Genomic DNA, 26,959 nt, shown 5'->3' with positions numbered 1-26,959 from the left:
GTACCATGCCGCAGAAAGATTAGAATTAAAAGCATTTTTCCAAAGGCCTCAGTCTTTCGCGTGTATTTTTCAACAATCAGTCCAGATATTTAATCTGGAAGGAAGCCAATGCCCCGCAACGGACAAGGCGTTTACTCGCTGCCGCCAGTCTATGAGGCGGTGACCGGCGAAACGATTGAAGCTCAACAGCATAATGTGCCGCTTGAGGATATTGCCTCAGACCTGAACAATGCCCGGCCAATATCGACAGGTGGCACAGGTGGGCAGAGCGCTACGCAAGCACGAGAAAATCTCGATGTTTACAGCAAAACCGAGAGTGTGCAGGCGGCGAAGGACGCTATAGGCGAACTTGAAGCCAAGGAAACTCCGGTTGACGCTGATAGCGTTGTTATAGTTGACAGCGAAGACGGCAACAAACCGAAGAAGTCGCTTTGGTCCAAGGTGAAGGCGCTCGTCAATACCGCAAGCGTGGGGGCGGCTGTCGCTGGCGCTAACGGTAAAGAAACACCTGAAGATGGTGATTTCTTCGCTGGCGTTGGCGCTGGCGGCTCTACCATGTTTAAAACAACTTGGGGCAATATCAAAGCTGCACTGGATTTGCGCTTTCTTCGCCTTGTCGGCGGCACACTGACTGGACAACTTGTTAGCTTGGCTAACATGTACATTCAAAAGGACGTACCAAGATTTTTATTTATCAGCCCCAGTGGCGCTGTAGAGTGGTCATTACAGGCAAATATAACCAATACTAATAACTTAGGGTTTCAGATTAAGTGGGGCTCAGTTGAAATAGGATCATTTAAGACGGACGGCAGTTTTACTGCTTTTGGCCTTGTTTATGCAGGAAATGGGACAGCGTTTCTAAGCGGAACCGGCGACATTAACGGTGCGCAATGGGGCGGTTATCTGAGTGAATATCTGAATACTCAGATCGCCGCTTTGAATGCAACGATAGAAACAAGAAGCTATCAGCGCACGCAAGATTTCCTTGTAAATCAGGTGCCGGGAAGCCTCGGCTCTTATGGCTTCTTTTACTATACGGGTTCTGGAATAGTGACGCCGGGAACAGCCATAGCGGGTAGTCAACTTGTATGGTCATCTGCATGGGGTAATTCATCAACAGGAAGCCCCCCAACGGGGTCGTATTACAGTATGGGATACTGCGATGCTGGTCCGCAGACTGCAAGAACTACGCTTTTCTTAAGGAGGGCATAACAATGGGTACCCATATATCTGAAGATGTTTTAAATGATTGGCACAACAGAACGGTAATTTCCGTATCTAATCTGCATTGGGTGGATGCAAACAATACCATGTTAGATTGTTCTGTGCTATTTGAAGAACTTGAGCCTTTGGGTGCTATTCCATTCACAACATGTGATAGTGCTGACACCCACCATGGGAGGCTCATATGGGAGCGTGCATTAAGGGGTGACTATGGCAAAATTGCTCCTTTTATTAAACCTACACCGGAAGAACAGCGCGCCAGAATGCCGAATTTAGAGAAGTGGCGCGTTGATACCATTATTGATCTTGAACTAGGCCTGCGCGATAAAATCAACGCTGCAATCGATAAGTGGCCGGAACCGAAACGGACTATATCAAAAAACAAATTCAAGAGCGTAACTAACTTTAGCCGCCTTGACCCTCTCTTTGATGATGTGGGTGCCGACCCAGAGGTTGGCAAGACGCCAGAGGATATTGACGCGATGTGGGCGGCTGGTGCGGCTTTACCGCCGTCGCTCACCTGACTGCTGCCATTCGGCCCGCCGCTGCCCCGGCAGCACGAGACGACAGCCAACGTGTCAATGGGCGCTCTATAAAGGAATAGTAGAGCGCACCAGCAGTGAGAGAAGCGGCTATAGCGCTCATCATCAACCATAATCCTGTAACGCCGAACGGTGTGAGCGCAGCTTTTGCGATGCTCAACACTATGATGTGCGTAAGATATACTGAGAACGATATATCGCCAGAAAAAACCAGCCACTTGGGAACGTACCGTTCGATCTGCTTTCGCGCCAGAACTGCGACAATGAATAGCGGGAAAACCGCCAACCCCATACCGGTCAGACCATGGCCGTTCATTCCGGGTGAACCGTAGCAGTAGATCAGAAAGAAGATCGAAGCCGATGTAAAAAGCGCCGTTGCAGCTTTGGAGCGCAGAGAAAATCCGCGCTGTTCGATGAAGTGGACGAGTGCCCCAAGTGCGAACAGCCAGCACAATGGGTTTGTGATGACATAAGCGTTTGCGTCGGCACGTCCAGCATCTATCAGTTGATAGATAGAAAGACCCGGCTGTATCGTCAGCGGGATCAGCACCAATGCTGTGAGGAAAATTGCAATCGCTGCCTGCCATCGCCAGCGCGGCAACAGCAACACGAGCGCCATCACAACATAGAAGAACATTTCATAATTCAGCGTCCAACCGACAACGAGCGATGCGAACCCATAATACGGCGGTTCGTCAGATAATTGTATGAATGCAAGACTCCGTAATAGCTCTGGGAAGACCGGTGCCGTGCCGTTTTTTAATGCGTATGCCGCGCAGAAAATGGCGGTGGCAATGGCGTAAGGTGGCCAGATGCGAATTAGGCGCTTCATTAGGAATAAACCTGCCGAAGTGCCGCCGCTTGGGTATCGGCTTACGGACGCGGCAATAATGTATCCGCTTATCAGAAAGAAGATATCAACGCCGAATGGCGCGAGCGGGCCAAAAATCGACTGTTTGGCGTCGGTAGACAGGTCATCCAGAAGTAAGCTGGCGTGAAAAATCACGACAGATATTGCAGCAATTCCCCTCAATGCCTGCACAACAAGATTTTTCCGCACGGCGACCCCAACTTGATTTTCATTGTCATACACTTTTACCGGGTGCGCAGACAACTGTTTTGAACTGGCATCAACTGCAAGTGCCTCAGTCTTTCGTCTCTAAAATGAAAATCTCAAGCCGTCCTTCGGGGCGGCTTTTTCATTTGGCGAAGGAATACCCATGAACCTCAATCTTGGCGATACGCGCCTAATCATCGCAACCGCCGCGAAGTATGGGCTTTTGCGCAATCAACTCGCCTATGTGCTGGCGACCGCCTACCACGAGACGGCATTCACGATTAAGCCTGTGCGCGAGACGAAGGCCAACACAGACGCCAAGGCGAAGGAAATCCTTACAAAATCTTGGAAGGCCGGAAAGCTGCCATGGGTGAAGGCTGATTACTGGTCAAGCGGCTTTTTCGGGCGCGGATACGTACAGCTTACCCACCAAGAGAATTATCAGAGGGCAGGGCAGGCAATCGGCGTTGATCTTGTTGCAAACCCGTCTTTGGCGCTAGATCAAGATATTGCAGCAAAAATCATAGTCCTCGGCATGAAATACGGCTGGTTCACCGGCAAAAAACTGTCCGATTTTATCACCTTGCAAAAGTCTGAATTTGTCGGGGCACGCCGGATTGTAAACGGAACGGATAAGGCGGGTGAGATTGCCGGGTACGCATCACAATACAACACGCTACTGAAGGCTGAAGGTTATGGCGAGGCGATCAGTCAGCCGGTTTCGCTTGAGCCTTCAACTGCGCCAAAAGTCCGTCCCAGTGTTAACGCCCCTCCCTCAACTGGCTTTTGGGCTTTCATGTTTGCAGCCATCGCTGCGTTGTTCGGCGGGGGTAAGTAATGGATATCGCCCTTCTTATCCCAATCATCCGCCAAATCCTTCAGGTTGTTGGCGGCATGTTGATTGCGCGCGGCTGGCTGGATGACGGCGCAGCCGATGCCCTGATAGGCGTCATCGTGAATGGCATCGTGTTTGTCTGGTGGCTCTACGACCGCCACCGGATCAACAAGAAAGCCCGGCTTCTGCGATACAAGGTAGGAGAAACAGACCATGCTTGAAGCAATTCTTGGCCTTATCGCCGCTTCGAATGGATGGGTGGCCTACATTGGGCTCGCCATTGCCGGGGCGCTCGGTCTGTACCTGAAGGGCCGGGCAGACGGCAAAGGCGCTGAAAAGACCCGGCAGAAAGATGAAAACTCTGCTGCTCGATCTGTTGCCGATGAGATTGACGCGGCCATTGCGGGCCGCGATCCGCAGCAGAACCGCGAAAGGCTGTCGAAATGGTCAAGGTAATTGCACTGGCGGCATTTTGCATCCTGTCAGCTTGCGCCAGCCCGCAAGGTTCATTCTGTCTGGTATCGGCCCCTATGCGCCCTTCGCCTGCCGCTCTGGCTGCTATGACTGATCGGGAGGTATCAGCGATGCTTTCTCACAATGAGAAGGGTGCGAAGCTTTGCGGGTGGAAGGCATGACGCCAATGGACAACGATGCACCAACCGTTAACCGCATGGTCGAGCTTCCAGAGCGAACGAAGGATTTTCTTTCCAAGCTGGACGAAGACGATATCGACAATCTGGAAGACGCCATCAAGTTTTATGCGACCGTCCGCACCATGGGCCATGTCGTGAAGTGGCTCGCGATAACCGTTCTGGCAATCATTGTCGGCATCGCATCACTGTACGAGAACACGCTTAAAATCTGGGGCTGGTTTCACAAATAGCGATCTTACTCACTTGTGAGTATGTGGTGAGTAGGTTTTTTGCTGGATTGTTTATCAAGTGCTAAGTGCTTGATTTTACTGGTGCCGCTTGCGTGACTCGAACACGCGACCCCATCATTACGAATGATGTGCTCTACCAACTGAGCTAAAGCGGCCCGGAACATTGCGTTCCAATTTCCCGAAGGAAGCCATCCGTTTCCGGCTGGACGGTGCGCTGATAAACAAAAGCATGGAGGAAAGCAAGGGCCAAATCAAACAATCTCGATGTTTGTTCAAAAGCGCTCACAAGATGCACATCGTGAGCGCCCGACAAGGCTGCACCAAACCTGTTTTGCACGGTGCAAGCGGTGAGGGTCGGAAAGTATGAGAACCGAGCCAGCCGTCGAGCTGGCGCAGTCCCGTGACCGTCGCAGAATCAGGCGCCCGCGCAAAGACGCTGGCGAGCGTCCTTATATTCGCGCTCCAGCCGGTCGATCAATTGTCCAGCGGGTGCCACTTCATGGATCGCACCGATGCCCTGGCCGCAGCCCCAGATATCCTTCCAGGCCTTGGCGCCTTCCTGTTGCGTGGTCTCGAAGTCCATCTTGGAGGGGTCGGCTTCCGGAAGGTTATCCGGGTCGAGTCCCGAATTGGCGATGGATGGCTTCAGGTAGTTGCCTGCGATGCCGGTGAAGTAATTGGAATAGACGATGTCGGATGAATTCGAGTCGACGATCATCTGCTTATAAGCATCGGTTGCGCGCGCTTCGGCCGTGGCGATGAAGGGGGAGCCGATATAAGCGAGATCAGCGCCCATGGCCTGTGCCGCAAGGATGGAACCGCCATTGGCGATGGCACCCGAAAGGAGCAGGGGGCCATCAAACCAGGAACGGATTTCCTGCACGAGCGCGAAGGGTGACAGGGAACCCGCATGACCACCGGCACCCGCAGCCACGGCGATAAGACCATCCGCACCCTTGCGGATTGCCGAATTGGCGTGGCGATTGTTGATGACGTCATGAAGGACGATGCCGCCATAGGAATGGATCGCGGCGTTCACTTCCGGTACTGCCCCGAGCGAGGAAATGACGATCGGCACCTTGTATTTCACGCAAAGGCCGAGATCGTGCTCAAGGCGCTTGTTGGAACGATGCACGATCTGGTTGACCGCGAAAGGAGCGGACGGTCGATCCGGATTGGCCTTATCGTAAGCGGCAAGCCCTTCCGTGATCTCTGCCAGCCACTCATCAAGCTGTGCTTCAGGACGGGCATTGAGCGCAGGAAAGGAACCAACGACGCCTGCCTTGCACTGCGCCATCACCAGGGCCGGATGCGAAATGATGAACAGGGGAGCACCAACCACCGGGATGCGCAGTCTGCTTTTCAGGATATCAGGCAAGGCCATGTTCAATCGTCCTCCGTGATTGACGTTTCCGTAAACGTAACAGTTCTAGCATCTCCTTGCCCAACGGCAATATCAAAAGCGCGCGAGCATGTCTGTCGCCGTTGGCTACCTTCGACAATTGCGACGGGAGGCGTCGAAACCAACGGATGTCAGTATTTCCACACACAGGGATGCGGTTGCGATCGAAATGCAGTGCCCAAAGGGAATCGCCGCTATACTTCAGGATGTTTCGCCCACCTGCAATGGGGGCAGTTCGGTCCTGTAAAACTATACGGACGGGGGAAAACCGTAGTCAGAGTTAATATTTGGTGTCTCCAACATGCTTATCGGCTAGTCAAAGCGGGTGATGAACAGGTAAATGCCTTGATTCAGACGTTAATTTCGCTGAGGCTTATGAAATCGTCTGTATCGGGGACCGCTTGCTCTTGTTGAGGGCGTGACGAAATGGCGGGAAGAACGAACAAGGGAAGAGCAGCCTTTGGAAAGTATTGAGCGCGCGATCAGGAATGCATTTGCCAAGGCGGATGCGCATAATCCGGCGACCCGCCAGCGAATCTACGAATCCGCCTGGGGTGCGCATGAGCGCGCTCTTACGGCAAATACAGCACTCAGCGATGCGCAGAAGGAACAGCGCCGGCAGAAGCTGAAGGACGCTATTTCCCGGATCGAAGAAGAATTCAAGACGGGCGGCGAGGCGAACGACCGTCGCGAGCCGTCGCTCGACGCTCCGCACAGGGAAGACCCTATCCTTGGTGGCAGGACGGAAGAAGCATCGCCAGCACTCGACACCGGCGATATTCGTGCGACCTCGCGGCAGAAGAAGCGCAGCAGCGCCGACCTTGGCTATGAGGGCGGTGTGTCGCGCAAGGACCGTAGGAAGAAGAAACGCCATTCGCCTTTCTACAGCTATGGCATTCCGGCACTTGTGCTGGCTGTCGCCGCTTTCATCGGTTACTCGCTCTATAACAGCTTTATCGATCTGAGCCGTGGGCCGACGAACAATCCGCTGCATAGCGATGGCAATATTGCGCCCTTGAAGGAAGGCGAGGAGCCAGGCGGGCTGAAGTGGATCACCATCTTCCAGCCGTCCGAGGCGACACGCATGTCGGTCAAAGGACGTGCGACGGCTGAAATCAAACAGGAAGGCACGCGCAGTTTTGCCCGCATCCAGTCTTCCGGTGCTGAAGATACGGTCACATTCGATGTGGGCGAAGGTATTTTGAACCAGCTTGAAGGCAAGAAGGCGACCTTCGACATTGTGGCACGCGCTGACGACGGCAAAATGACCCAGATGTCGGTCAATTGCGATTTCGGGGGACTTGGCGATTGCGGGCGCAGGCGCTACGACGTTCGCGATTCCGCAAGCGACTTCCTGTTCGATATGGATATTCCGTCCGGCCAGAAGGCAGGTCGCGCAGGTACCATCACGGTCAATTCGGATTTGAGCGGTTCCGGCAAGCCGGTCAACATCTACGAAATTCGCGTTTCGACGGCTGCTGATTAGAGCGCATCCCGAAAAGTGTGAAACGGTTTTCGGATAAGATGCGCGTAAAAACAAGAGATTAGAGCGCCTTTCAATCTGATTCCATCAGATTGAAAGGCGCTCTAATCAGGTCAGCAGCTTTTCCAGCATTTCAAGCCGGTCCGCTTCGCGGGGCGGCTTGTCCCAGCGTAGTCGTGAAAACCGCGGAAAGCGCATGGCGACGCCGGATTTATGACGTGTAGAGCGGTTGAGCCCCTCAAAAGCCACCTCCACCACAAGGCCGTGATCCGGCTCGGCACGTACCGACCGCACCGGCCCGAAGCGTTCGGTGGTATTCTCGCGCACAAACTTGTCCAGCAATTTCAGTTCTTCGTCCGTAAAGCCGAAATAGGCCTTGCCGACCGGCACCAGCACCGGCTCGTCTTCCGGTCCCGTCCAGACGGCAAAGGTGAAATCTGAATAATAGCTGGAGCGCTTGCCGTGCCCACGCTGGGCATAGACGATCACGGCGTCGACGGTGAAGGGATCGCGCTTCCACTTGAACCATGGCCCCTTGGGGCGTCCGGGCAGATAGGGGCTGTCGTGACGCTTCAGCATCACGCCTTCGATGACGGGATGGGGCGGATTGGAGCGAAACTCTGCCAGTTCCTGAAAGTCGCCAAAGGGCAGGACGGGCGAGAGATCAAAGCGGCGCGGATCGAGCTTGGCGACGAAATTTTGCAGGCGGGCGCGGCGCTCTGAAAAAGGCAACGTGCGCAAATCGCTGCCCGTTTGCTGGTTTCCTTCCTGCAACAGATCATAGGCTCGCACGAAAGCCGGATAATCTCGTAATTGCTTCGCGCTCACGGTCTTGCGGTTCAGTCGTTGCTGGAGATCGGAAAAAGTGGCTGTTTCTATGCCGGTTTCGCCGTGATGACCAACGAGTAGTTCGCCGTCGATTGCACCTTCGAAATCCATAGCTTCCAGAATATCGGGGAATGCGCCGGAAATATCGTCACCGGTGCGTGAATAGAGACGGCGCACGCCGTTTTCCGAGACGGCCTGCACCCGAATACCGTCCCATTTCCACTCGGCGCTGTAAGCGGATGCATCGAGCAAGGGGATTTCGGATTCATCAAGCGCCGTCGCCAGCATGACTGGGCGAAACGGTGCGGCGGCGGTGGCCGCAGGTTTTTCGCCTCTGCCTTCCAGCCAGGCGAAAAGCGCCTCATAGGGCGGTGACTGGCCGTGCCAGAGTTCCTCGATTTCCACGACGTTGACGCTGCCGAAATCGGCAAGAGCCTGTTTGGCCAGACGGGCTGAAACCCCGACGCGCAAACCGCCTGTAACGAGCTTTAACAGCGCGTAGCGTTCAGAAATGCCGAGCAGATCGAGCCATCCTGCCACGAGCATCGGGCCTTCGCGACGCGAAGCATTCTGCAATTCGTGCACCACGATCCCAAGTGGCAGATTTGCGCCGGGCGCGGTTTCGCTCGGACCGGGCCAGATAAGCGAAATCGTTTCGGCGAGGTCTCCCACATAATCATAGGAATAGGCAAAGAGCGTGGGATCGCTGCGCTCGGTTATCAGCGCCCTCAGCATGGCGGGTTTCACACTTTGCAGTTCGAGATCGCGCGTGATTGCCGCCAATGCCAGACCGCGATCCGGGTCGGGCGTGGCGCGGAAATAGTCAATAAGCAGACGAAGCTTGCCGTTACGCTGCGGCGTTAGAACCAGCCGGTCAAGAAGTTCAGCGAAAGCGCGCATCAATCGCCCTCATCTTCATAGCCGACGAGATGCAGCGGCTTTGCCGGTACGTTCTGCAGCTCGCACCAGCGAACGAGCGCTTCTTCCCGTCCATGCGTGACCCACACTTCGGCAGGTGCAATTTCCGTAATTGTTGCCGTCAGCTCATCCCAGTCGCAGTGGTCGGAAATGACGAGCGGCAGCTCTACCCCCTGTTGTCTGGCGCGCTGGCGGATGCGCATCCAGCCGGAGGCGAAAGCCGAAATGGGATCGGGAAAACGCCGTGCCCAGCGGTCGGAGAAAGCCGATGGAGGACCGACGATGATCTTGCCTGCAAAATCCGGCTGCGCTTCGTCACGTTCCAGAGTGGCTGGTTCCAGAGGACCAAGATTGATGCCTTGCGATTGATAATAATCGCAGATCTTTTCCAGTGCGCCGTGAATATAGATCGGTTCCGAGTAGCCAGCATTGCGTATGAGTTTGATTACTCGCTGTGCCTTGCCCAGTGAATAGGCACCGACGAGATGTGCGCGTTCGGGAAATTGCCGGGTTGATTTGAGAAGCGTTGCGATCTCGTGTGACGCATTAGGGTGACGAAATACCGGCAGCGCAAAGGTTGCTTCGGTGATGAAGACGTCACAGGCGACAGGCTCAAAGGGCGCGCATGTTGGATCGGTTGCGCGCTTGTAATCGCCCGAAGCGACAATGCGGATTCCATCTTTTTCAACCGCAATCTGGGCTGAGCCGAGCACATGGCCTGCGCCATGAAAACTGACCCGTACACCGTTGATAGTCAGCGTTTCACCGAGGTTTATGGGTTGCGTGGTTTCGGCGAAATTTGCTCCATAGCGCAGCGCCATGATGTCGAGCGTTTCGGGCGTTGCCAGCACATGGGTGTGGCCAGAGCGGGCATGATCGGAATGCCCGTGGGTGATGAGTGCGCGTTCCACCGGACGCACGGGGTCGATGTAGAAATCACCGGGCGGGCAATAAAGGCCTTTGGGAGAGGAGCAGAGAAGCTGGTTGAAACGCATGGTTTCAAGATAGGTCACGAAGTTCGCGCCGAAAAGAGAGGGAGCTTGCATCTGCTGACAAAATGAGAACAAAAGTGAACAAACATCTTGGCGGCTTGCCTTGCTGCGATTAGATTGACGGCGTGACACTGAACCTGAAACCCGCTGCTGCTTCTGCCGCTTTTCCCTTGCCGGACCGTTTTCTTGAATGGTTTGCGGCCAAGGGCTGGTCGCCGCGCGCGCATCAGCTTGAGCTTCTGGCCCGTGCCGAACAGGGACAGTCTACGCTTCTGATCGCGCCCACCGGGGCGGGTAAAACGCTGGCCGGGTTTCTGCCGGCGTTGGTGGATTTGGAAAAACGTGGGCGCTTAAAGCCCGGCTTGGCGAAGCGCGGCGTGCATACGCTTTATATCTCGCCCCTGAAGGCTCTGGCCGTCGATATTCATCGCAATCTGACGGTGCCGGTCGAGGAAATGGGTCTCGACATCTCAATCGAGACCCGGACCGGCGATACGCCTGCGCACAAACGCCAGCGGCAGAAGCTGGCACCGCCGGATATTCTGCTGACCACGCCAGAGCAGCTTGCACTGTTGATCGCATCCAAAGGTGCGGAACAGTTCTTCAAGGGGCTGCGCTATGTGGTGCTGGACGAATTGCATTCGCTGGTGATTTCCAAGCGCGGACACCTTCTGGCGCTGGGGCTGGCACGGTTGCGCCGCTTGCAACCGCAATTGCAGACCATCGGCCTTTCCGCCACGGTGGCTGAGCCCGATGAACTGCGCCGCTGGCTGGTGGAACAGGACGCCACCGGGCCGATGGCCGGTCTTGTGACGGTGGATGGCGGCGCCAAGCCGGAAATAAGCATTCTCGATTCCGATGAGCGGGTACCGTGGTCTGGCCATTCGTCCCGCTATGCTATCCCTGACATTTACGAGGCGATCCGCCAGCACAAGACGACGCTCCTGTTCGTCAATACGCGCAGTCAGGCAGAGATGCTTTTTCAGGAACTCTGGCGGGTCAATGAGGACACGCTGCCGATTGCGCTGCATCATGGCTCGCTTGATGCCAGCCAGCGCCGCAAGGTCGAGCAAGCCATGGCTGCCAACACATTGCGGGCTGTGGTCGCGACCTCGACACTTGATCTCGGGATCGACTGGGGCGATGTCGATCTGGTCATTCATGTCGGCGCGCCGAAGGGGGCGAGCCGCCTTGCTCAGCGCATCGGCCGCGCCAATCACCGCATGGACGAGCCAAGCCGGGCCATTCTGGTGCCCGCCAATCGCTTCGAGGTGATGGAGTGCCGTGCCGCACTCGACGCCAATTATCTGGGCGCGCAGGATACGCCACCCCTGATCGACGGGGCGCTGGATGTGCTGGCGCAACACGTGCTTGGCATGGCCTGTGCCGAGCCTTTCAACGCCGATCAGCTTTATCGTGAGGTGCAGAGTGCGGCGCCCTATTCGAACCTTCCGCGAGACACGTTCGACCGTATTCTGGATTTCGTGGCGACCGGCGGCTACGCGCTCAAGACCTATGAGCGGTTCGCGAAAATCCGCAAGACTGTGGACGGCACGTGGCGGGTGTCCAATCCGCGCATCGCGCAGCAATATAGGCTCAACATCGGCACGATTGTTGAAGCGCCAGAGCTGAATGTGCGGCTTACTCGTAGCGGCAAGGGCGGAAATGCGCGTGGCGGACGTGTTCTGGGGCGGATCGAAGAATATTTCCTTGAAACGCTGACGGCTGGCGACACGTTCCTTTTTGCCGGAAAGGTGCTGCGGTTTGAAGGCATCCGTGAAAACGAATGCATCGCCTCCAATGCTGCCGGGCAGGATGCCAAAATTCCTGTCTATGCAGGCGGCAAGTTTCCGCTTTCCACCTATCTCGCCGCGCAGGTGCGCGCCATGCTTGCCGACCGCACGCGCTGGCAGTTTTTGCCGCAACAGGTGCGGGAGTGGCTTGAAGTGCAGCAATGGAAATCCGTGCTGCCTGCAACGGATGAGCTGCTGATCGAAACCTTTCCGCGCGGCAATCGCTTCTACATGGTCGCCTATCCGTTCGAGGGCAGGCTGGCGCATCAAACGCTCGGCATGTTGCTGACGCGCCGTCTGGAACGCATGGGCGCGCATCCGCTTGGCTTTGTCGCTACCGATTATTCGCTGGGGCTTTGGGGCCTCAAGGATATGGGCGCGCTGATCGGCACCGGAAAGCTCAATCTCACCCGGCTATTCGATGAAGATATGCTGGGGGACGATCTCGAAGCCTGGCTCGATGAAAGTTACCTGTTGAAACGCACTTTCCGCAATTGTGCCGTGATTTCAGGGCTTATCGAGCGCCGTCATCCGGGACAGGAGAAAACAGGCCGTCAGGTTACGGTTTCCACCGACCTGATCTATGACGTGCTGCGGACCCATGAGCCTGACCATATATTGTTGCAGGCGACGCGCGCGGATGCTGCGACAGGGCTGCTTGATATCAAGCGCCTTGGCGACATGCTGGCGCGGGTGAAAGGTCATCTGCTGCACAAGCCGCTCGACAGGATTTCTCCGCTGGCGCTGCCTGTGATGCTCGAAATCGGGCGTGAGCGTGTGGCAGGCGATGGTGATGAAATGCTGCTTGAAGAGGCCGCAGACGACCTGATCAGAGAGGCCATGCAATGAAGACTGCGGTGTGGGGCAACGGAGAGGCCTACAGTCTGGCCCATGCGGAAGTGCGTGGCGTTGCGGCTGTGTGCGATCCATCCGGCGCACTGTTCCTGCCCGATCTGCATATGCTCATCGTTTCCGACCTGCATCTGGAAAAAGGCTCATCCTTTGCCCGGCGCGGCCAGCTCATCCCGCCTTATGACACAGCAGCGACGCTCGACATGCTGGCGCTGGCAATTGCGCGCTATCAGCCGCGAACTGTCATCAGCCTCGGTGACAGTTTTCACGATGCGACGGCCAGCGAGCGCCTGCCTTCGCTTTATGCCATCCGGCTGAAATCGCTGATGGAGCATCGCGACTGGTTCTGGATTACCGGCAATCACGATCCGGATCGCCCGGTGGACCTGCCGGGCGATTGTGTGGAGGAACTGGCAATCGGACCGCTTACCTTCCGGCATGAACCATCGCGCAAGGCCGGGCAGGGCGAGATTGCAGGCCATCTTCATCCGGCGGCCCGCATCGTGCGACGGGGACGGTCGGTGCGCCGCCCCTGTTTTGTAAGCGACGGCGAAAGGCTCATCATGCCTGCTTTTGGTGCCTATACGGGTGCGCTGAATATTCTGGATCGTGCTTTTCGGGGGCTGTTCGCCGACGAGAGCCTGCGTGCCTATATGCTGGGGCAGGGCAAGGTCTACCCGATAGCGCGCGGTGCGCTTTACGGTGGTTAATCCCTGCGGAACAGAATGCGCCCGAACCAGCCGGTGAAGACAGCAAGGAAAACGGCGAACAGGCCGTAGAGAAAGCTGTTCTGGTGGGCGGCGTTGTAGATGCTCTGTTCAAAACCGGCCTTGACGATTTCAAGACTGGCATTGGCTTCACGCAGAAAAACACCGTTGCGGAACAGAAGAGCGCGGGCCTTATGGCGCCCGACCGGCACGTTCGCGGGCAGGTTCAACGTGGCGCGAAACAAGGTGCGGGAAATGAACTCCACGCCCCCAATGCGCTGCGTATAGAGGCCCTGGCGAATTTTCATCTCACGCAATTCGTTGCCGAATGTCGGGATGTTGCCCGACAGACTACCCGGATCTTCCGGGACGAGATAGAAGTTGCGCACGCCCACCGAAAGTTGCCGGTAGATTTTTTCCTCGGCAATGTCCTGTAGATTGCGGGTAGAGGCGAGCGAATAGGAGAGCGGGACGCCCATGAAGGTTTGCGAATCCGCATTCACCCAGACTCCGAGATAACGGTCCTTCTTGCGCACCACGAGATCGCGTGAGGGGCCTTGCAGCACGACGATGATATCGTAACGACCCTGTCGCTGGACCATCGGATCGGCATTGTCGAGCGCACCGAATATGGTGAGATCAGTGCCGCCGAAATTCGATGTGATGGCGATGGTTTCCGTTGAAAGCCCGATCTCGATGGTTTCGTCGGCGGGGTTCTGCAATTGCGGAACCGTGTTGCCGTTGCCGCTGGAATCGACCTGCGCCAGAGTACTTCCCGTCATCAGAAGGAACATCAATGCGGAGGAAAGCGTAAGGCTCCGCATGTCAGATATCCGCAATTGAAATGGAAAACAGATTGTCGGGCCGCACGAACAGGCCAAAGGCGAGACGCAGGCCAACGGCGAGCACGAGAAGCGCCAGCAAAAGCCGCAACTGTTCGCCGCGCAGCTTTTGTCCTGCGCGTGCGCCATATTGAGCGCCGATAACGCCGCCGACCATCAGCAGGAAGGCGAGCACGATGTCGATGGACTGGTTGGTCGTTGCCTGCAGAACGGTCGTGACCGCAGTGACAAAGGTGATCTGAAACAATGAGGTTCCGACAACCACATTGGTCGGAACATGCAACAGATAGATGAGCGCCGGAACCATGATGAAGCCGCCGCCGACACCCATTACCGATGACAAAAGACCGATGAAGAATCCGATGCCGAGAACCGGAATGATGCTGACATAGATGGTCGAGGCGCGAAACCGCATCTTGAATGGCAGTCGGTGTATCCACGTGTGCTGGCCGGACCGTCGCACGGCGCCGGCCTGGCCCTTTTTCACGCGGCGGAGCGCTCGCAGGCTTTCCACCAGCATCAAGCCGCCAACGGTGCCGAGAAAGAAGACGTAGAGTATCGAGACGATAAGGTCCAACTGGCCTAGATCGCGCAGCCACGAGAACACGAAGATACCGACGAGAGAACCCAATATGCCACCCGCCACGAGAAACAGGCCGAGCTTGATATCGAGCGTTCGACGCTTGAAATGCGCCAGCGCGCCGGAAACCGACGAGGCTATGACCTGATTGGCGCCGGTGGCGACCGCGATTGCAGGTGGAATATTATAAAAGATCAAAAGCGGCGTTATCAGAAAACCGCCGCCGACGCCGAACAATCCGGAGAGAAAACCCACGGCGGCGCCCATGCCGAGAAGAACCAGCATGTTGACCGACAATTCCGCAATGGGAAGGTAAATACCCAATTCCGAACCCGGCTTTCACCAACGCATGACACACAGCTGCTTGCGGTCGCGCTTCTCCGCAAGATGTTGCACCCTACTAAAACATCTCCGGCAAAATTATGAAACTGTTTTGCGTACGGAAATGCATGAAAACAAGTAGTTAGGCTTAACTCCACATGTGAGTTTCAGCCCTGCCACTCCTCATAATGTCTTGCTCTGTCGCCGCCGCGAAGTCAAACGCCGATTGCCGATAAACTTATCTCGCGGAACTCTATTTGAGGAAAAATGCGGGGTGTTGTTTAAGAACAACAAAAAGAGCTCTGAAGAGTGCTGAAAACCGTTATTTCTGGCATAATCCCATAAAATATATAGGAAATATATGGGCGCATACTGGCCGCGATGCACTGTGGCTCAGTCGGTAGCGTTCTGGCGATTACTGATGATAATATTGATATCTTCTTTCGGTGTGATGACGGAATAGCCAGACGACGGGTAAAACTGCGCACGGATTGAAATGTTGTCGGACATTTTACTGTCGGTCAGGCTGCCGTTTTTGATGACATAAAGATAGGGGTTGGTCAGGTTCACGCTGAAGTTTCCAGCAAAGCGGCTGCTGGACTTGAAACCGAAGCAGTTCATGCTTTCGGCATAGTAACTGCCATTCATTGCATTCCATTCTTCCATGGGATTGGACCGTGTCAGACAGGTCTTTTTGCCATCTGGTGTTGTAAAATTCGCATTGAACGATACGGCTATGAAGATGTTCTTCAGCTCGAAACTGCCGGATAGGACTTTGAAAATGGATTTGTAGGGATGAATATCCTCCGCCGGGATAAGCTGCTTGTCGCCGGATGAAATCTCGAAGTCGATCGCATCCCCCTGGAAATTTTTGATATCCTTGTCGAGCGCGAGGGGAATCTTCGCAATGATCCCGTTTTCCATGTCGTTGTTTACGTGCAAGAGCATCGTCTATCCCCTCGTTGATAGGCGGTAGATAATAAGCCTCGACGAGTCGATTCAACCTGTCACTTTTTTCAGACGCCTGTGATTGAAACGAGAAAGGGCAGCACATGCTGCCCTTCGAAATCCAAGTTGCTTCAATGCGTTATTTATTCTTCTCAAGAAGAAGCTGAACCAGTTTCTGGTCAACGTCGCCGGTGGGCGTCTGTCCGTTTGCCTTCTGGAAGGCAGCAATCGCGGCGCGGGTCTTGCCGCCCATCAATCCATCGGCAGTGCCGACATCGTAGCCGTTCTTCTGGAGAATAAGCTGGATGTTGCGAACAGCCTTCTTCATATCCACCGAGCCGGTGGTGAGTGGCTTGTTTTCCGCCCATGCATCCGGGACGTCAATGGAGTTGGTCGCCTCATCGAGCGGCTTGGCCTTCCAGAGCTTGACCAAATCCTTGGCGCGTTCAAGCTGTTCCGGCTTCATTGCCTTCGCAATCTGGTCACGCTTGTCGGCGGCATCCTTGTCGCCGGCATTGGCGGCGAGCGAGAACCACTTGTAGCTTTCTTCCAGATTGACCGGCATGCCCAGTCCCTTGGCCGCAAGGATGCCGAGATTGAACTGGCTGTCCTTCACGCCGAGTTCGGCAGCATCGGTGAACCAGCGCACGGCGGAGGCATTGTCCGGGTTGCCATTGGCGCCGGTTGCGAAAAGGACGGCGAGATTGTGCATCGCGCTGGCGTTGCCCTGCTGAGCCGAGAGCTGGTACCAGGTCTTGGCCTTTTCCAGATCGCGGGACATGCCAAGGCCCTTCTCGTTGAAGTTGCCGAGACGATATTGCGCGGGTGCAAAGCCCTGACCGGCAGAGATTTCGTACCATTTCGCCGCCTTGGCAAAGTCGGCGGCAACGCCGCGACCTTCCATATAGCGATTGCCGACCTCGAAGAGCGCACGAGCATCGCCCTTGGCCGCAGCCTCGCGAAGCGCTGCCGGACCGGCTTCTTCCGGTACAGGCGGAATGGCCGTCTGAGGCTGTGCGGCAGGTTCGGCCGATGCCGCCGTTTCAACGGGTTTCACCGGATTGGCGGCCGTTGCGGCAGGCTGTTCAACCTGTGTCGGGATTTCAACCGCTGCCTGCTGTTCATCTGCTGGTGCCGGGGTTTCTTCCTGTACAACTTTCTCCGAGCGCGGTTCCGTAACCGGAGGCACTGTTGCGGGGGCGGACTGCTCGAGCGCGGGTGTCGTGTCCGATGCGATCTTCGCGGCGATTTCGTCGGCTGGTGCAGGCGTGTTTTCGGTTGCAGTGGTGTCGATCTGCGGCGGTACTGTATCGATTGCCGTTTCCACCGGCTCATCACGGTTCAGGAAGGCGGAGCCGATCTGCAAACCGGCCATGGCAATCATCACGGCACCGATTGCCATCAGGATCGGCTTGCGCTGACGCTGGATCATATCGCCGACTGACGACTTCTTCTTGCCGGTGCGCTTGGTCGCGCCTTTCTGAAGCTGTTCGGATTCGGCGGCGGCAAGCTGGGCGGCACGCCGGGCTGCTGTGATGAAGTCCACCTTGCCATTGGCGGCAAGGGCTGCATCGGCAGCATCTTCGCGCTGGCGACGCTCTTCGCGCACCCGCTTCATAATCGAATTGAGATCCGGCATGCCTTCGCCTTGAGGGCGAGGGGACGGGATCGTCTCCAGCTCCGGTTCTTCGCGGGTGATCGGCTCAATGGCGGCAAGATCACTTTCAAAGGCTGGTGCATCAAGCGTCGTGTCGAAAGCGCTGGCTTCGAGCGTTTCGTCGCTCTTTCCGACAGACTTGTCGGCGCGGCGACCACGTATCGCCTTGGCAAAGCCGCCGAAAAGCGATGACTTGCCAGCCGATTCAGCTAACTGCATATCGGCGGGACCGGCTTCGCTCTGAACGGTTGCAAAAGCTGCTTCGGCGGCTGCGGCCGCCGGTGAACGCGGCGTCGATGGGCGCGGTGATCCGGCGTTGGGGCTGGTGAAGACCGGATTTTCAGCGTCCGGCGTGTCTGATTTACCCGCCACGTCCTGCTCAAGCCTGGCCAGACGGTCAACGATCTTGACCAATGTGTCGTGGACGGTCTCGAATGTCTTGCCGTTGCGCTCGTCGGAATTACGCGCCAGGGCTTCCAGCGATTTCATGTCGTCGGCGAGTTGCCGGGCGATCACGCTGTCGCCATGCGATCCATGCTGCAGAACACGCGCGACTGCACTTTCGGCAGCTTCACGCGCTGCATCCAGCACTGTTTCGCGATTGGATGCGATGGAACGTTCGATAGAATCGAGACGCGGCTTCAGTTCCGCGATCTCGGCTACAGGTTGCGCGAGATGATGGGCGATATTTGCGATCTGATCTTCAAGGCTGCGGATCGCCTTCATGTCCAGTCCCGGACCTTCATAGGTCGGCGCCTGAAGAAGACCCAGCGAAATCTGCTGCGAGAGATCGTCCAGACGACCTTCCAGCGTGTGGATCGCACTGTTGTCGACATGCTGCGTGGCGTATTGCGTGTCGAGACGCTCGGTCAGTTCTGCAAAGCGACGGTCGATCGTGTCCAGAACAGAAGGATGCGGCTCTTCGGCCCGGCGCTCGGCAGCTTCGAGCTTTTCGCCAATGGCTACGAGGCGCGCCTCGACGGCATGGTAGTCGGACTGGCTGAGATTCTCCATAACCTTGCCGACCTGATTGGCAAGCAGGTTGATCTGGTGTGCGAGCTGGTCGATGACGCCGTCCGGCAGCGCTGAGCCGCCTGAAAGGCCGTCGATGCGCGAGGAAAGTTCGCCGAGCTTGCGATAAAGCGTGTCGGAATTCTGCTGCGTTGCCGAAGTGGCGAGTTGTTCTGCGAGCTCCGCCAGACGGCTTTCGATGCGCTCCAGACGGCGTGCGCCATCCTGATCCGGGCGCTGGGCGCGGCTTGTGGCAATGATGGCGCGGCTGATCTCGTCCAGCCGCTCATCGATCTGCTGCAGGCGGTTCTGCTCCAGCGACGACACATGTTGCGGGCTGAGCGACTCCTCGATGGAACTGGCGAGCTGGCCGATGCGATCTTCGATTGCGCTCAAGCGGTTGGACTGGGGCAGGGTGCCGATAGCATCGCGCACCTGCTCAAGCCGCGAACCGATGGCATCGAGCGCCGGGTCAACGGCGTTATGACGCTGCTCGAATGCCTCGAAACGCGCGTCGAAGCGGTCCCAGCGATTGTTGAGACGGTGCAGGGTTTCTTCGCGGGCAAGGCTCTGGACCGTGCGGTTGAGTTCTTCGAGCTGGCGGCGAAGCGCCTGTGCATTGGCCTCGCTGCTGCGGTGGGCGAGAAGGCGGACGCTGTCGCTGATACGGTCGAAGTCGTCGCTCATCCGCTGCGAAAAGCCTTCTTCGCTTGCGGCGCGCTGAATGCGGGTCATCTCGCGGCTGGCCCAGCTGACTTCGGCGCTTGATGCATAATTCTGTTGCGGCTCTTCATGGCTTCCGCGCATGCGGCGCAGATTTTCGGCAATCTCGGCAAGGCCGGTGACTGTTTCGTCCGGATGGCGAACCGGCTGACGTTCCGAGCGCAGAATATTGCGCATGTCGGGGGCATCGTCCTGTTCGAGATCCATCAGGCGCTTTTCAAGGCTCGCCAAAGTGCGGTTGAGTTCTTCCATGGCTGGCGAAGGCGCCCGGCGCTCACGGCGGGCGTTCAATTCGTCAATGATGGATCGTGAACCTGACGCCAGATCTGGGTTTGCCATGAGAAATTCACTTTTTCCAATGATAGAGACCGCCGGAAGCAAATTCTGCGACGCAACTGGCAAGAATTTGCTCTGCTTACATTTGTCCAAACGTGGTAAATAACTCGTTAATATATGCGGCTAAGTGCGTGCTTTAGTGGGTACGGAAAGGCATCCCACGGTTGAGCGGGTTGAATTCGGCAGGTCGAAGGCAGTCCGGCATGAAAAGCGGACCTATCGGGTATGGAAGATGCGTGAATCGCGGCGGCAAATGTAAATCGAAGCTGCGGCACTGACAGCAATGTCAATGTGGGCTGTCATCAACAGTGGTTCCATCGCGCAATCGCGCGGTGACCGGGCGTTTCCGGGGGCGGAAACAGGGTAGAACATGAGTAAACAAACAAACGCGCCAGGGCAGGTGGCAGATATAGCGATTGCAGATTTGCTGACCGGTGCAAGCGGGAATGCACGAAAGGAAAATCAGTCAGGCGGTCAGCTATACCGGATCGGCGATCTCGCAGAAGAGTTCGACCTGACGTTGCGGGCCTTGCGCTTTTACGAAGACAAGGGACTGCTTAATCCGCGTCGTGCAGGTGTGACGCGACTTTACGATTACAACGACCATACGCGCTTGCGTCTCATCCTGTTTGGACGGCGCATTGGCTTCACGTTGAGCGAGATGGGACAACTGATCAGCGTGTGGGAAAATGGCACCACCGATCCGGCGGATACAGAAGGCCTGCGCACGCGCTTCAAGGAAAAACTCCTGGAACTTGAGATGAAGAAGGATGAGATTGATCGGTCCGTTGAAGAGCTTCGGGCCATTCTGGCACGGATGGAGCGACCAATACGCTGATTGCACGCATCTGGCACAATTAAATGTGGCTGCCTTTGTCTGGATGATGGGACAGACAAGGGCAGCCTATTCATTCGTAATAAAAAATATAATCAAAAATCAACGCTTCCAGAATGCAATCCAGACCCTGACGCCATACGGGGGAATGACGGAATGGCCTAACCCTGTATCAGTATTATACAAGCCGTTTTGCATTCTCCGTTTTTCTCTACAGGCGTGTTTCAGTCTAATTGACCAACACAGATGTTGCTTGCAAAGTGAGAACGGGTTGCGCTTAGCAATATGAAAAAGTTTAAAAACCTCCTGTTCATTGAAAACACGGCCATCTTAACTGGATTTAGATCGATCTTAAAATAGCAATTTGCTGGGTAAAATTTTTCAATCGGCGACGCCTAATTTAATTATCACTAAAAAACAAAATGTAATTTCCGGATCGCTGATTTATCTGCAAGGCGATCTCCCGAAGCCAGGGGCCTGGGAGTTCTGGAGAATATGTATTAACTCGTGAATCGCTGCGCTCGTTCTGGAGCAATTTGAACGATCAAACTACTGTTCACAATTATTCGACCTTATCTTTTTAGTTTGGGTATATTTGCGCACGCTCGAATGTGTTGCCTCAGCCAGCTCGGCCGCGTGAGCGCCACCTGCAAGGGGAATGTTTCAGCCTGTCGCAGGAAGTGTACCCTTCTGCCGGAACTTCGACATATCAGCCCGGTTATTTCAGCCTTGCGACTTAACGCGAAAGTGAGGCTGAAAATGAAGAAAGCTCTTGTTCTGACCGCAGCGGCGTTTCTCGCCAGCTCCGGTTTTGCGCTGGCACAGGATCGAGTGCTTATCGAAGTGCCTCAGGCAGCGCGTGATTATGTCATCGCAAACCCTTCGGACCCGGTCGTCGTTGAGGGCGATATCAGTGACGGCTATGTTCTACCCGATGCTATCGCGGTTCATCCGATCCCTGACAATCCCGATTTCGGTTACGTCTATGTCAATGGTGAACCGGTGATTGTTTCCATGCAGAACCGCCAGGTCGTTTATTATACCGAAGGGCCGAATGCCGGGCCGCTGGTTCCAAACGAAGTTGTAACCTACATCGAAACCAATCCGGTCGATCCGGTTGTCATCGAAGGCGATATTGCCGAAGGCACGGTCATCCCTGATAATGTGCCGCTGGTCGCCGTTCCTGAGCAGCCGGCCTATGCCTACGTCTATGTGGAGGATCGTCCGGCGCTGATCGATACGCAGACGCGCCGCGTTGTATGGGTCAAGTAAGCCTTGGGCGGCAAATGGATAGAAGAAAGGCGGCAATTCTGCCGCCTTTCTTTCCGGTTACATGTGGTGCATTGATGCCGGGCCGACAAAATCGGCGTGATCATCGCCGTTCAGATTGCTCTGCCAGTCAACGACAACCCGTTCACCAGGCCGTACATTCGGATGATAAGGCGGATAGAGTTCGAAGCTCTGACCGTTGGTCAAAGTGACGACCTGGCTCGCCCGATCGTAGGATTTCAGTGTGCCTTTAGTGAAATCTTCTGCATGTGCAGCAAATGAAAACAGCGAAACACCTGCCGCAATGGCAGCCATAAGGTGGTACCGCATTTCAGTCATCTCCCGAATAGCGCCAATCGGATTGCGCTCCTCCGTGGGATCGTCAACTCGCATATTCATTCAACTATGCCGGGCCGATCCGCATCTATTGAGGTAGCGATGAATTTGCCTGGTTCCATAGCGAACCCGATCAAAACAATTCACGCGCGATCACAGCTTCGCGACTGGAGTTCAAGGGCAGAAACACCTGTCTTTCGCCCGCAATAGAATTTGAATTGTAAATTTTTGTTCGCCGAAAATGTTCAATATTTTTTGGTATTTCTGGCATGCATATCGCCCGATTTCCGGTGTTATTGAAAGAATTATGGCGAAATCGAATTGATGGTGAAAAAATAAAATTAACCTGCTACCCTTGTAGAGGGTGGAATAAGGGTATATCTATTAAAAATCGATTTTGTCATCGAACGACAAGGCGCATAAAGCGTCATGACTTTTCTTTCAATTTCGTAAAATCGCGACGAAAATTATTTCGTTATTCTTCAACCATGCGAATTGAAAGGAATTCTCTATGGCAAACGGAACAGTAAAATTCTTTAATAGCGGCAAAGGCTTCGGATTTATTCAGCCTGATGATGGTTCACCGGACGTGTTTGTTCACATCTCTGCAGTTGAGCGTGCAGGTATGCATACGCTCAATGAGGGTCAGAAGGTGAGCTTCGAGTTGGTGGCGGATCGTCGCTCCGGCAAGAAAGCCGCTGATAATCTTCAGGCGCTTTAACTCGGGCGCTAAGTTATTGTCTCCGATCTTTGACCACGGATGTACTGGCACTGATTGTTGAGGCGATTGAAAGGTCGGGTTTCTCCCGGCCTTTTTTATTTTGGAGTCCATCCTGAAGCATGTCTCTCGAAAGTGGGAACCGGTTTCGGGACAAAGACATGCGTAAAAACAAATGGATAGAGTGGTTCCAACGACTCCGCTTTAACCAGAGCCGCTCGAAAAGTGTGAAGCGACTCTTCATCGGGAGTAAGTAGAATGCTCGAACAAAAATCGGCAGGACTGACCGAGGATACGCTGTTCAAGAAGCCGCTTTCGCGTATGGAAGCCAAGAGCGCCATAACCGACAAGACGGCAAAGGCTATCCTGAAGCATGAAAAAGCTGCGGTGGATGCCAAGACCGAACGATTGAAAGCTGCGCGCCTTGAGCGCGATAGGCTCGCACTATAGCCGGTCCCATAGCTGTATTGTGCAATCGTGCAAAACGGATGAATAGAGGCAGGTCGTAGCCAGTACGATGAAATGATTGCATTTTATCGGTTTCTGTGCGGCCAGGAAAGGAGCTAAATTGCAAGTACTGGTAAGAGATAATAATGTTGATCAGGCGCTGCGTGTGCTCAAGAAGAAGATGCAGCGCGAGGGAATTCTCCGCGAACTGAAAGAACGCAGGGCTTATGAAAAGCCTTCGGAGAAGCGCGCGCGTGAGAAGGGTGAGGCTATTCGCCGTGCGCGCAAGGATGCGAAAAAGCGGGCGCAGCGCGAAGGTTTGCTGCCGAAGCCGAAGAAGAAGGTTGCTCCCGCACGGTCGAGAACCCCGGTCGCTTCCGCACCTGCGACCTCTTCTGCTGCGTAACATAATTCCCGAAAATTTCGGATTTTAAAACCGTCCAGACAGGCCGCCGGATCGAAAATGCTCAGGCGGTTTTTGCGGACGTTGAACGAATATAGTGAGGCCCTCGTACCGGCGGATCGGCACGAGGGATCGTTTTGAGCTTATGCCTGTGCGCGGAGAGCCTTTGCAGCGGCCACCATATTGACAAGAGCCGGGCGGACTTCTTCCCATTTGCGTGTCTTCAAACCGCAATCCGGATTAACCCAGAGTTGACCGTCCGAAAGTCGTTGGCGAGCGAGCGAAAGCAGGTTCGTCATTTCAGATACTTCCGGTACACGCGGCGAGTGGATGTCATAGACGCCCGGTCCGATCTCATTCGGATATTTGAACGACTTGAAAGCATCAAGCAATTCCATGCGCGAGCGTGATGTCTCGATCGAAATCACGTCTGCATCCATATCCGCAATCGCATCGATAATGTCGTTGAATTCCGAATAGCACATATGCGTGTGAATCTGCGTCTTGTCAGAAACGCCGCTCGAACAGATGCGGAAGCATTCAACCGCCCAGTCAAGATAGTTTTTCCAGTCCGGGCGGCGCAATGGAAGCCCCTCGCGCAAGGCAGCCTCATCAATCTGGATCATAGCCGCTCCGGCCTTTTCAAGATCGATCACCTCGTCGCGGATGGCAAATGCGATCTGGCGGCAGGTTTCAGCGCGTGGAATATCGTCACGAACGAAAGACCAGTTCAGGATCGTCACAGGCCCCGTCAGCATGCCCTTGACGGGGCGTGAGGTCAGGGACTGGGCATATTTCCACCATCCGACGGTCATCGGTTCGGGGCGCGAAACGTCTCCGAAGATGATCGGCGGGCGAACGTAGCGCGATCCGTAGCTTTGAACCCATGCATGTTTGGTGAAAGCGAAGCCCGATAGCTTTTCGCCAAAGTACTGCACCATGTCGTTTCGTTCGAACTCGCCATGAACCAGAACATCGAGATCGATTTCTTCCTGCCAGCGGATGGCCGCTTCGGTGGCCCTGCGAATGAAGGTTTCATAGTCGCTGTCGCTGATTTCTCCCTTGTTGTGAGAGGCGCGGGCTCTGCGGACCTCAGCGGTCTGTGGAAAAGAACCGATTGTCGTGGTGGGAAAGCGCGGCAGGCCAAGCCTGTCACTCTGCAACCTCTGGCGTTTACCAAAAGCGCTGGTACGCTTTTTCATACTGCTTTCAACAGATGCAACGCGCTGTTCAACAGCCTTGTTGTGAACCTTGGCCGACGCTGCACGCGCTGCGATGGCCTCGCTTGCGGCCTTGAGCTGTGGCAGAACAGTACTTTTCCCGGATGCCAATGCCTGTCCCAGAACGGCCAGTTCTTCAAACTTCTGGGCTGCAAAGGCCAACCAGTTCTTCAGATCGGCGTCGAGATCGGCTTCAAGCGTCAGGTCGATCGGTATATGAAGCAGCGAGCAGGAAGGCGCGATTTCAACGGATTGCGGACCACGTCGCTCGATGACCGGCTGCACCTCGTCAATGATCGAAACGAGGTCCGTGCGCCAGATATTGCGACCGTCGATCACGCCGAGAGAAAGGATTTTTTCCGGAGCGAGTTTCGATACGACTTCGGAAAGTTGCTTCGGTGCCCGGGCAAGATCGACATGCAGGCCGGCCACTGGCAGGGATATGGCGGTATCGAGGTTGGCACCCAGCGCTCCAAAATAGGTTGTGAGCAAAATTTTTGGCCCGGATACTGATGTCAAACGCTTATAGGCGAGTTCGAATGCAGCCAGCTCGTTGGGAATGAGATCGAGTACGAGTGCCGGTTCATCGATCTGCACCCAATCGGCGCCTGCAACAGTAAGTTCTCGCAGCAATTGTTCGTAGACAGGCAGAAGCTTTGGTAAAAGCGCTATGGGATTGAAGCCGTCGGAAGTCGATTTTGCAAGCTTCAGGAACGTCACCGGGCCAAGAATGACAGGGCGCGTGTGAATGCCCAAAGCCTTGGCTTCCAGAAAATGGTCGATAATCCTGGTGCTGGAAAGCCTGAATTCCTGATCGTCGGAGAGTTCCGGGACCATGTAGTGATAATTTGTGTCAAACCACTTGGTCATTTCCATCGCGGTTATGCCATGGCCATGATGGGCATGCCCGCAGGAATCCACTTCCCCCTGACTTCCGCGCGCCATTGCGAAATAGGTGTCGAGTGAGACTTCGCCGCCGTTCCACCCGTAACGAGCCGGAATTGCGCCGACCGTGACCACCATATCCAACACGTGGTCGTAAAGCGAAAAGTCGTTGGACGGAATTTTCACGATGCCCTGATCGCGTTGCTCTTTCCAGTTGGCGGCGCGCAAGGCACTGGCGATAGTCAGCAACTCCGTTTCAGATGATTTCCCGGCCCAATAGGCTTCAAGCGCGAATTTCAATTCGCGGCGCCGACCGATGCGCGGTACGCCCAAGGTGGCTGTTGTGATGGTAGCTTTAGACATGACTGCATAACCCCGATACAAGTTGGGGGCGAGGTCATTTGAATGTGCGTGACACAAACCGGCCTCAGGAAGCTGGTTGTAAATGCGACACATCAGGACACCCCGCCCATGGACGATATATGTCGGGGCAGGTCTCCTGGCTTACGGGTCATCGCCTCTATTCGCCTTCCCGGATTTGCACCAGTGGCGTCATGAATATCGGCTCGCCGCTTACAGTTGCGGGGGCAGCTCCGGCCTTGCCATAAGGCGCACCGGCTTCCCTCTTAGCTTCACCAGACCATTCCGGTGAAGAACCACGACAAAATCCAGTCTGTCGCAATTGCGTGTGAGTGTCAATATTACATAAAGAAATGTTTATATCTTTACATCATTATTTGATCTGAATTAGGCGAGCCGCCAGTTGCAACGGATTCAGGTCGTTGGGTATTGCTGCCGGATAGACGCTCTCATTGCCGGAGGAGAACAGGCATTGTTGGGCGGCAAGCAGTGTAGGAAATCAACGCGACGCGGCGATTACAGCAGCATTTCCCCATCCCGCACGAACTTGTG

General features: G+C 55.3%; 24 protein-coding genes, 1 tRNA gene and 1 riboswitch. Of the genes, 14 read left to right on the top strand and 11 right to left on the bottom strand.

What is annotated here, in order from left to right; translation table 11 throughout:
- Positions 1-108: 108 nt before the first annotated feature.
- The gene (locus F9K94_RS17320) at positions 109-1,212 is read left to right on the top strand and encodes a hypothetical protein (protein ID WP_151647206.1); all 1,104 of its coding nucleotides are present in this window, start codon (positions 109-111) and stop codon (positions 1,210-1,212) included.
- A 2-nt stretch (positions 1,213-1,214) separates the two neighbouring features.
- Positions 1,215-1,748 (top strand): hypothetical protein, encoded by a 534-nt coding sequence (locus F9K94_RS17315; RefSeq protein ID WP_151647204.1) that lies wholly within the window; start codon positions 1,215-1,217, stop codon positions 1,746-1,748.
- On the opposite strand, the gene F9K94_RS17310 is transcribed toward F9K94_RS17315, so the two are convergent.
- On the bottom strand, positions 1,741-2,859 hold the full coding sequence (locus F9K94_RS17310) for an acyltransferase family protein (protein WP_192799520.1): 1,119 nt from the start codon (positions 2,857-2,859) through the stop codon (positions 1,741-1,743). The two genes, F9K94_RS17315 and F9K94_RS17310, sit on opposite strands and share 8 nt — an antisense overlap.
- 127 nt (positions 2,860-2,986) lie before the next feature.
- Here F9K94_RS17310 and F9K94_RS17305 point away from each other — a divergent pair, with 127 nt between their 5' ends.
- The 4 genes from F9K94_RS17305 (at position 2,987) to F9K94_RS17285 (ending at position 4,541) form a co-directional block, all read left to right on the top strand.
- On the top strand, positions 2,987-3,661 hold the full coding sequence (locus F9K94_RS17305; RefSeq protein WP_151647200.1) for a glycoside hydrolase family 19 protein: 675 nt from the start codon (positions 2,987-2,989) through the stop codon (positions 3,659-3,661).
- Positions 3,661-3,879 carry a Pam3-gp28 family putative phage holin gene (locus F9K94_RS17300; RefSeq protein ID WP_008936516.1) on the top strand — a complete coding sequence of 73 codons (219 nt, stop codon included), beginning with the start codon at positions 3,661-3,663 and terminating at the stop codon, positions 3,877-3,879. Before F9K94_RS17305 ends, F9K94_RS17300 begins: the two co-directional genes overlap by 1 nt.
- Positions 3,872-4,114 (top strand): hypothetical protein, encoded by a 243-nt coding sequence (locus F9K94_RS17295; protein WP_151647198.1) that lies wholly within the window; start codon positions 3,872-3,874, stop codon positions 4,112-4,114. The genes F9K94_RS17300 and F9K94_RS17295 overlap by 8 nt, the downstream gene beginning before the upstream one ends.
- Before the next feature lie 184 nt (positions 4,115-4,298).
- Positions 4,299-4,541 (top strand): hypothetical protein, encoded by a 243-nt coding sequence (locus F9K94_RS17285; protein WP_151647711.1) that lies wholly within the window; start codon positions 4,299-4,301, stop codon positions 4,539-4,541.
- A gap of 79 nt (positions 4,542-4,620) precedes the next feature.
- Here the strand turns inward: F9K94_RS17285 and F9K94_RS17280 are convergent.
- Positions 4,621-4,696: transfer RNA gene (locus tag F9K94_RS17280), tRNA-Thr, on the bottom strand.
- A 260-nt stretch (positions 4,697-4,956) separates the two neighbouring features.
- Positions 4,957-5,925: an NAD(P)H-dependent flavin oxidoreductase gene (locus F9K94_RS17275; protein WP_151647194.1), complete on the bottom strand. Its 969-nt coding sequence runs from the start codon at positions 5,923-5,925 to the stop codon at positions 4,957-4,959.
- Positions 5,926-6,403: 478 nt separating this feature from the next.
- Here F9K94_RS17275 and F9K94_RS17270 point away from each other — a divergent pair, with 478 nt between their 5' ends.
- A complete protein-coding gene (locus F9K94_RS17270) occupies positions 6,404-7,429 on the top strand; it encodes a hypothetical protein (RefSeq protein ID WP_061346898.1) in 1,026 nt (341 codons plus the stop codon).
- A 105-nt stretch (positions 7,430-7,534) separates the two neighbouring features.
- On the opposite strand, the gene F9K94_RS17265 is transcribed toward F9K94_RS17270, so the two are convergent.
- Entirely contained in the window at positions 7,535-9,154 is a 1,620-nt protein-coding gene (locus F9K94_RS17265) for a cisplatin damage response ATP-dependent DNA ligase (protein WP_151647192.1), read from the bottom strand.
- Positions 9,154-10,167, bottom strand: coding sequence for a ligase-associated DNA damage response exonuclease (locus F9K94_RS17260; protein ID WP_151647190.1), 1,014 nt, complete (start codon positions 10,165-10,167; stop codon positions 9,154-9,156). Before F9K94_RS17260 ends, F9K94_RS17265 begins: the two co-directional genes overlap by 1 nt.
- A gap of 122 nt (positions 10,168-10,289) precedes the next feature.
- On the opposite strand from F9K94_RS17260, the gene F9K94_RS17255 reads away from it, so the two are divergent.
- Positions 10,290-12,806, top strand: coding sequence for a ligase-associated DNA damage response DEXH box helicase (locus tag F9K94_RS17255; protein WP_151647188.1), 2,517 nt, complete (start codon positions 10,290-10,292; stop codon positions 12,804-12,806).
- A complete protein-coding gene (gene pdeM, locus F9K94_RS17250; RefSeq protein WP_151647186.1) occupies positions 12,803-13,519 on the top strand; it encodes a ligase-associated DNA damage response endonuclease PdeM in 717 nt (238 codons plus the stop codon). Before F9K94_RS17255 ends, pdeM begins: the two co-directional genes overlap by 4 nt.
- On the opposite strand, the gene F9K94_RS17245 is transcribed toward pdeM, so the two are convergent.
- The 4 genes from F9K94_RS17245 to F9K94_RS17230 all read right to left on the bottom strand — a co-directional run bounded on the left by F9K94_RS17245 (position 13,516) and on the right by F9K94_RS17230 (position 19,937).
- Positions 13,516-14,340 (bottom strand): TIGR02186 family protein, encoded by an 825-nt coding sequence (locus tag F9K94_RS17245; protein ID WP_151647184.1) that lies wholly within the window; start codon positions 14,338-14,340, stop codon positions 13,516-13,518. The genes pdeM and F9K94_RS17245 overlap by 4 nt on opposite strands.
- 1 nt (position 14,341) lies before the next feature.
- Positions 14,342-15,223 (bottom strand): sulfite exporter TauE/SafE family protein, encoded by an 882-nt coding sequence (locus tag F9K94_RS17240; protein WP_029926549.1) that lies wholly within the window; start codon positions 15,221-15,223, stop codon positions 14,342-14,344.
- Positions 15,224-15,652: 429 nt separating this feature from the next.
- Positions 15,653-16,207: a hypothetical protein gene (locus F9K94_RS17235; protein WP_151647182.1), complete on the bottom strand. Its 555-nt coding sequence runs from the start codon at positions 16,205-16,207 to the stop codon at positions 15,653-15,655.
- A gap of 139 nt (positions 16,208-16,346) precedes the next feature.
- Positions 16,347-19,937 (bottom strand): SEL1-like repeat protein, encoded by a 3,591-nt coding sequence (locus tag F9K94_RS17230; protein ID WP_151647180.1) that lies wholly within the window; start codon positions 19,935-19,937, stop codon positions 16,347-16,349.
- A gap of 367 nt (positions 19,938-20,304) precedes the next feature.
- Between F9K94_RS17230 and F9K94_RS17225 the strand changes: the two genes are divergently transcribed.
- Complete coding sequence (locus F9K94_RS17225; RefSeq protein ID WP_151647178.1) at positions 20,305-20,772, top strand: MerR family transcriptional regulator; 468 nt, start codon at positions 20,305-20,307, stop codon at positions 20,770-20,772.
- 756 nt (positions 20,773-21,528) lie between these two features.
- The gene (locus F9K94_RS17220) at positions 21,529-22,041 is read left to right on the top strand and encodes a DUF1236 domain-containing protein (RefSeq protein WP_061346905.1); all 513 of its coding nucleotides are present in this window, start codon (positions 21,529-21,531) and stop codon (positions 22,039-22,041) included.
- 57 nt (positions 22,042-22,098) lie between these two features.
- Here F9K94_RS17220 and F9K94_RS17215 read toward each other — a convergent pair whose 3' ends face one another.
- Positions 22,099-22,368: a hypothetical protein gene (locus F9K94_RS17215; RefSeq protein WP_151555602.1), complete on the bottom strand. Its 270-nt coding sequence runs from the start codon at positions 22,366-22,368 to the stop codon at positions 22,099-22,101.
- A 517-nt stretch (positions 22,369-22,885) separates the two neighbouring features.
- Between F9K94_RS17215 and F9K94_RS17210 the strand changes: the two genes are divergently transcribed.
- From F9K94_RS17210 to rpsU, 3 genes are all read left to right on the top strand, one after another.
- Positions 22,886-23,095, top strand: coding sequence for a cold-shock protein (locus tag F9K94_RS17210; protein ID WP_061346907.1), 210 nt, complete (start codon positions 22,886-22,888; stop codon positions 23,093-23,095).
- 255 nt (positions 23,096-23,350) lie between these two features.
- Positions 23,351-23,542 carry a hypothetical protein gene (locus F9K94_RS17205; RefSeq protein WP_151555603.1) on the top strand — a complete coding sequence of 64 codons (192 nt, stop codon included), beginning with the start codon at positions 23,351-23,353 and terminating at the stop codon, positions 23,540-23,542.
- Positions 23,543-23,660: 118 nt separating this feature from the next.
- The gene (rpsU, locus tag F9K94_RS17200) at positions 23,661-23,945 is read left to right on the top strand and encodes a 30S ribosomal protein S21 (protein WP_061346909.1); all 285 of its coding nucleotides are present in this window, start codon (positions 23,661-23,663) and stop codon (positions 23,943-23,945) included.
- A gap of 140 nt (positions 23,946-24,085) precedes the next feature.
- Here rpsU and metE read toward each other — a convergent pair whose 3' ends face one another.
- Positions 24,086-26,410 (bottom strand): 5-methyltetrahydropteroyltriglutamate--homocysteine S-methyltransferase, encoded by a 2,325-nt coding sequence (gene metE / locus F9K94_RS17195; RefSeq protein WP_151647176.1) that lies wholly within the window; start codon positions 26,408-26,410, stop codon positions 24,086-24,088.
- Positions 26,411-26,519: 109 nt separating this feature from the next.
- Positions 26,520-26,723: riboswitch (cobalamin riboswitch) on the bottom strand.
- Between the last annotated feature and the right edge of the window lie 236 nt (positions 26,724-26,959).

The organism is Brucella tritici (assembly GCF_008932285.1).
GTDB classification, from domain to species: Bacteria; Pseudomonadota; Alphaproteobacteria; order Rhizobiales; family Rhizobiaceae; genus Brucella; species Brucella tritici.
This window is presented reverse-complemented; position numbering and strand designations above follow the sequence as displayed.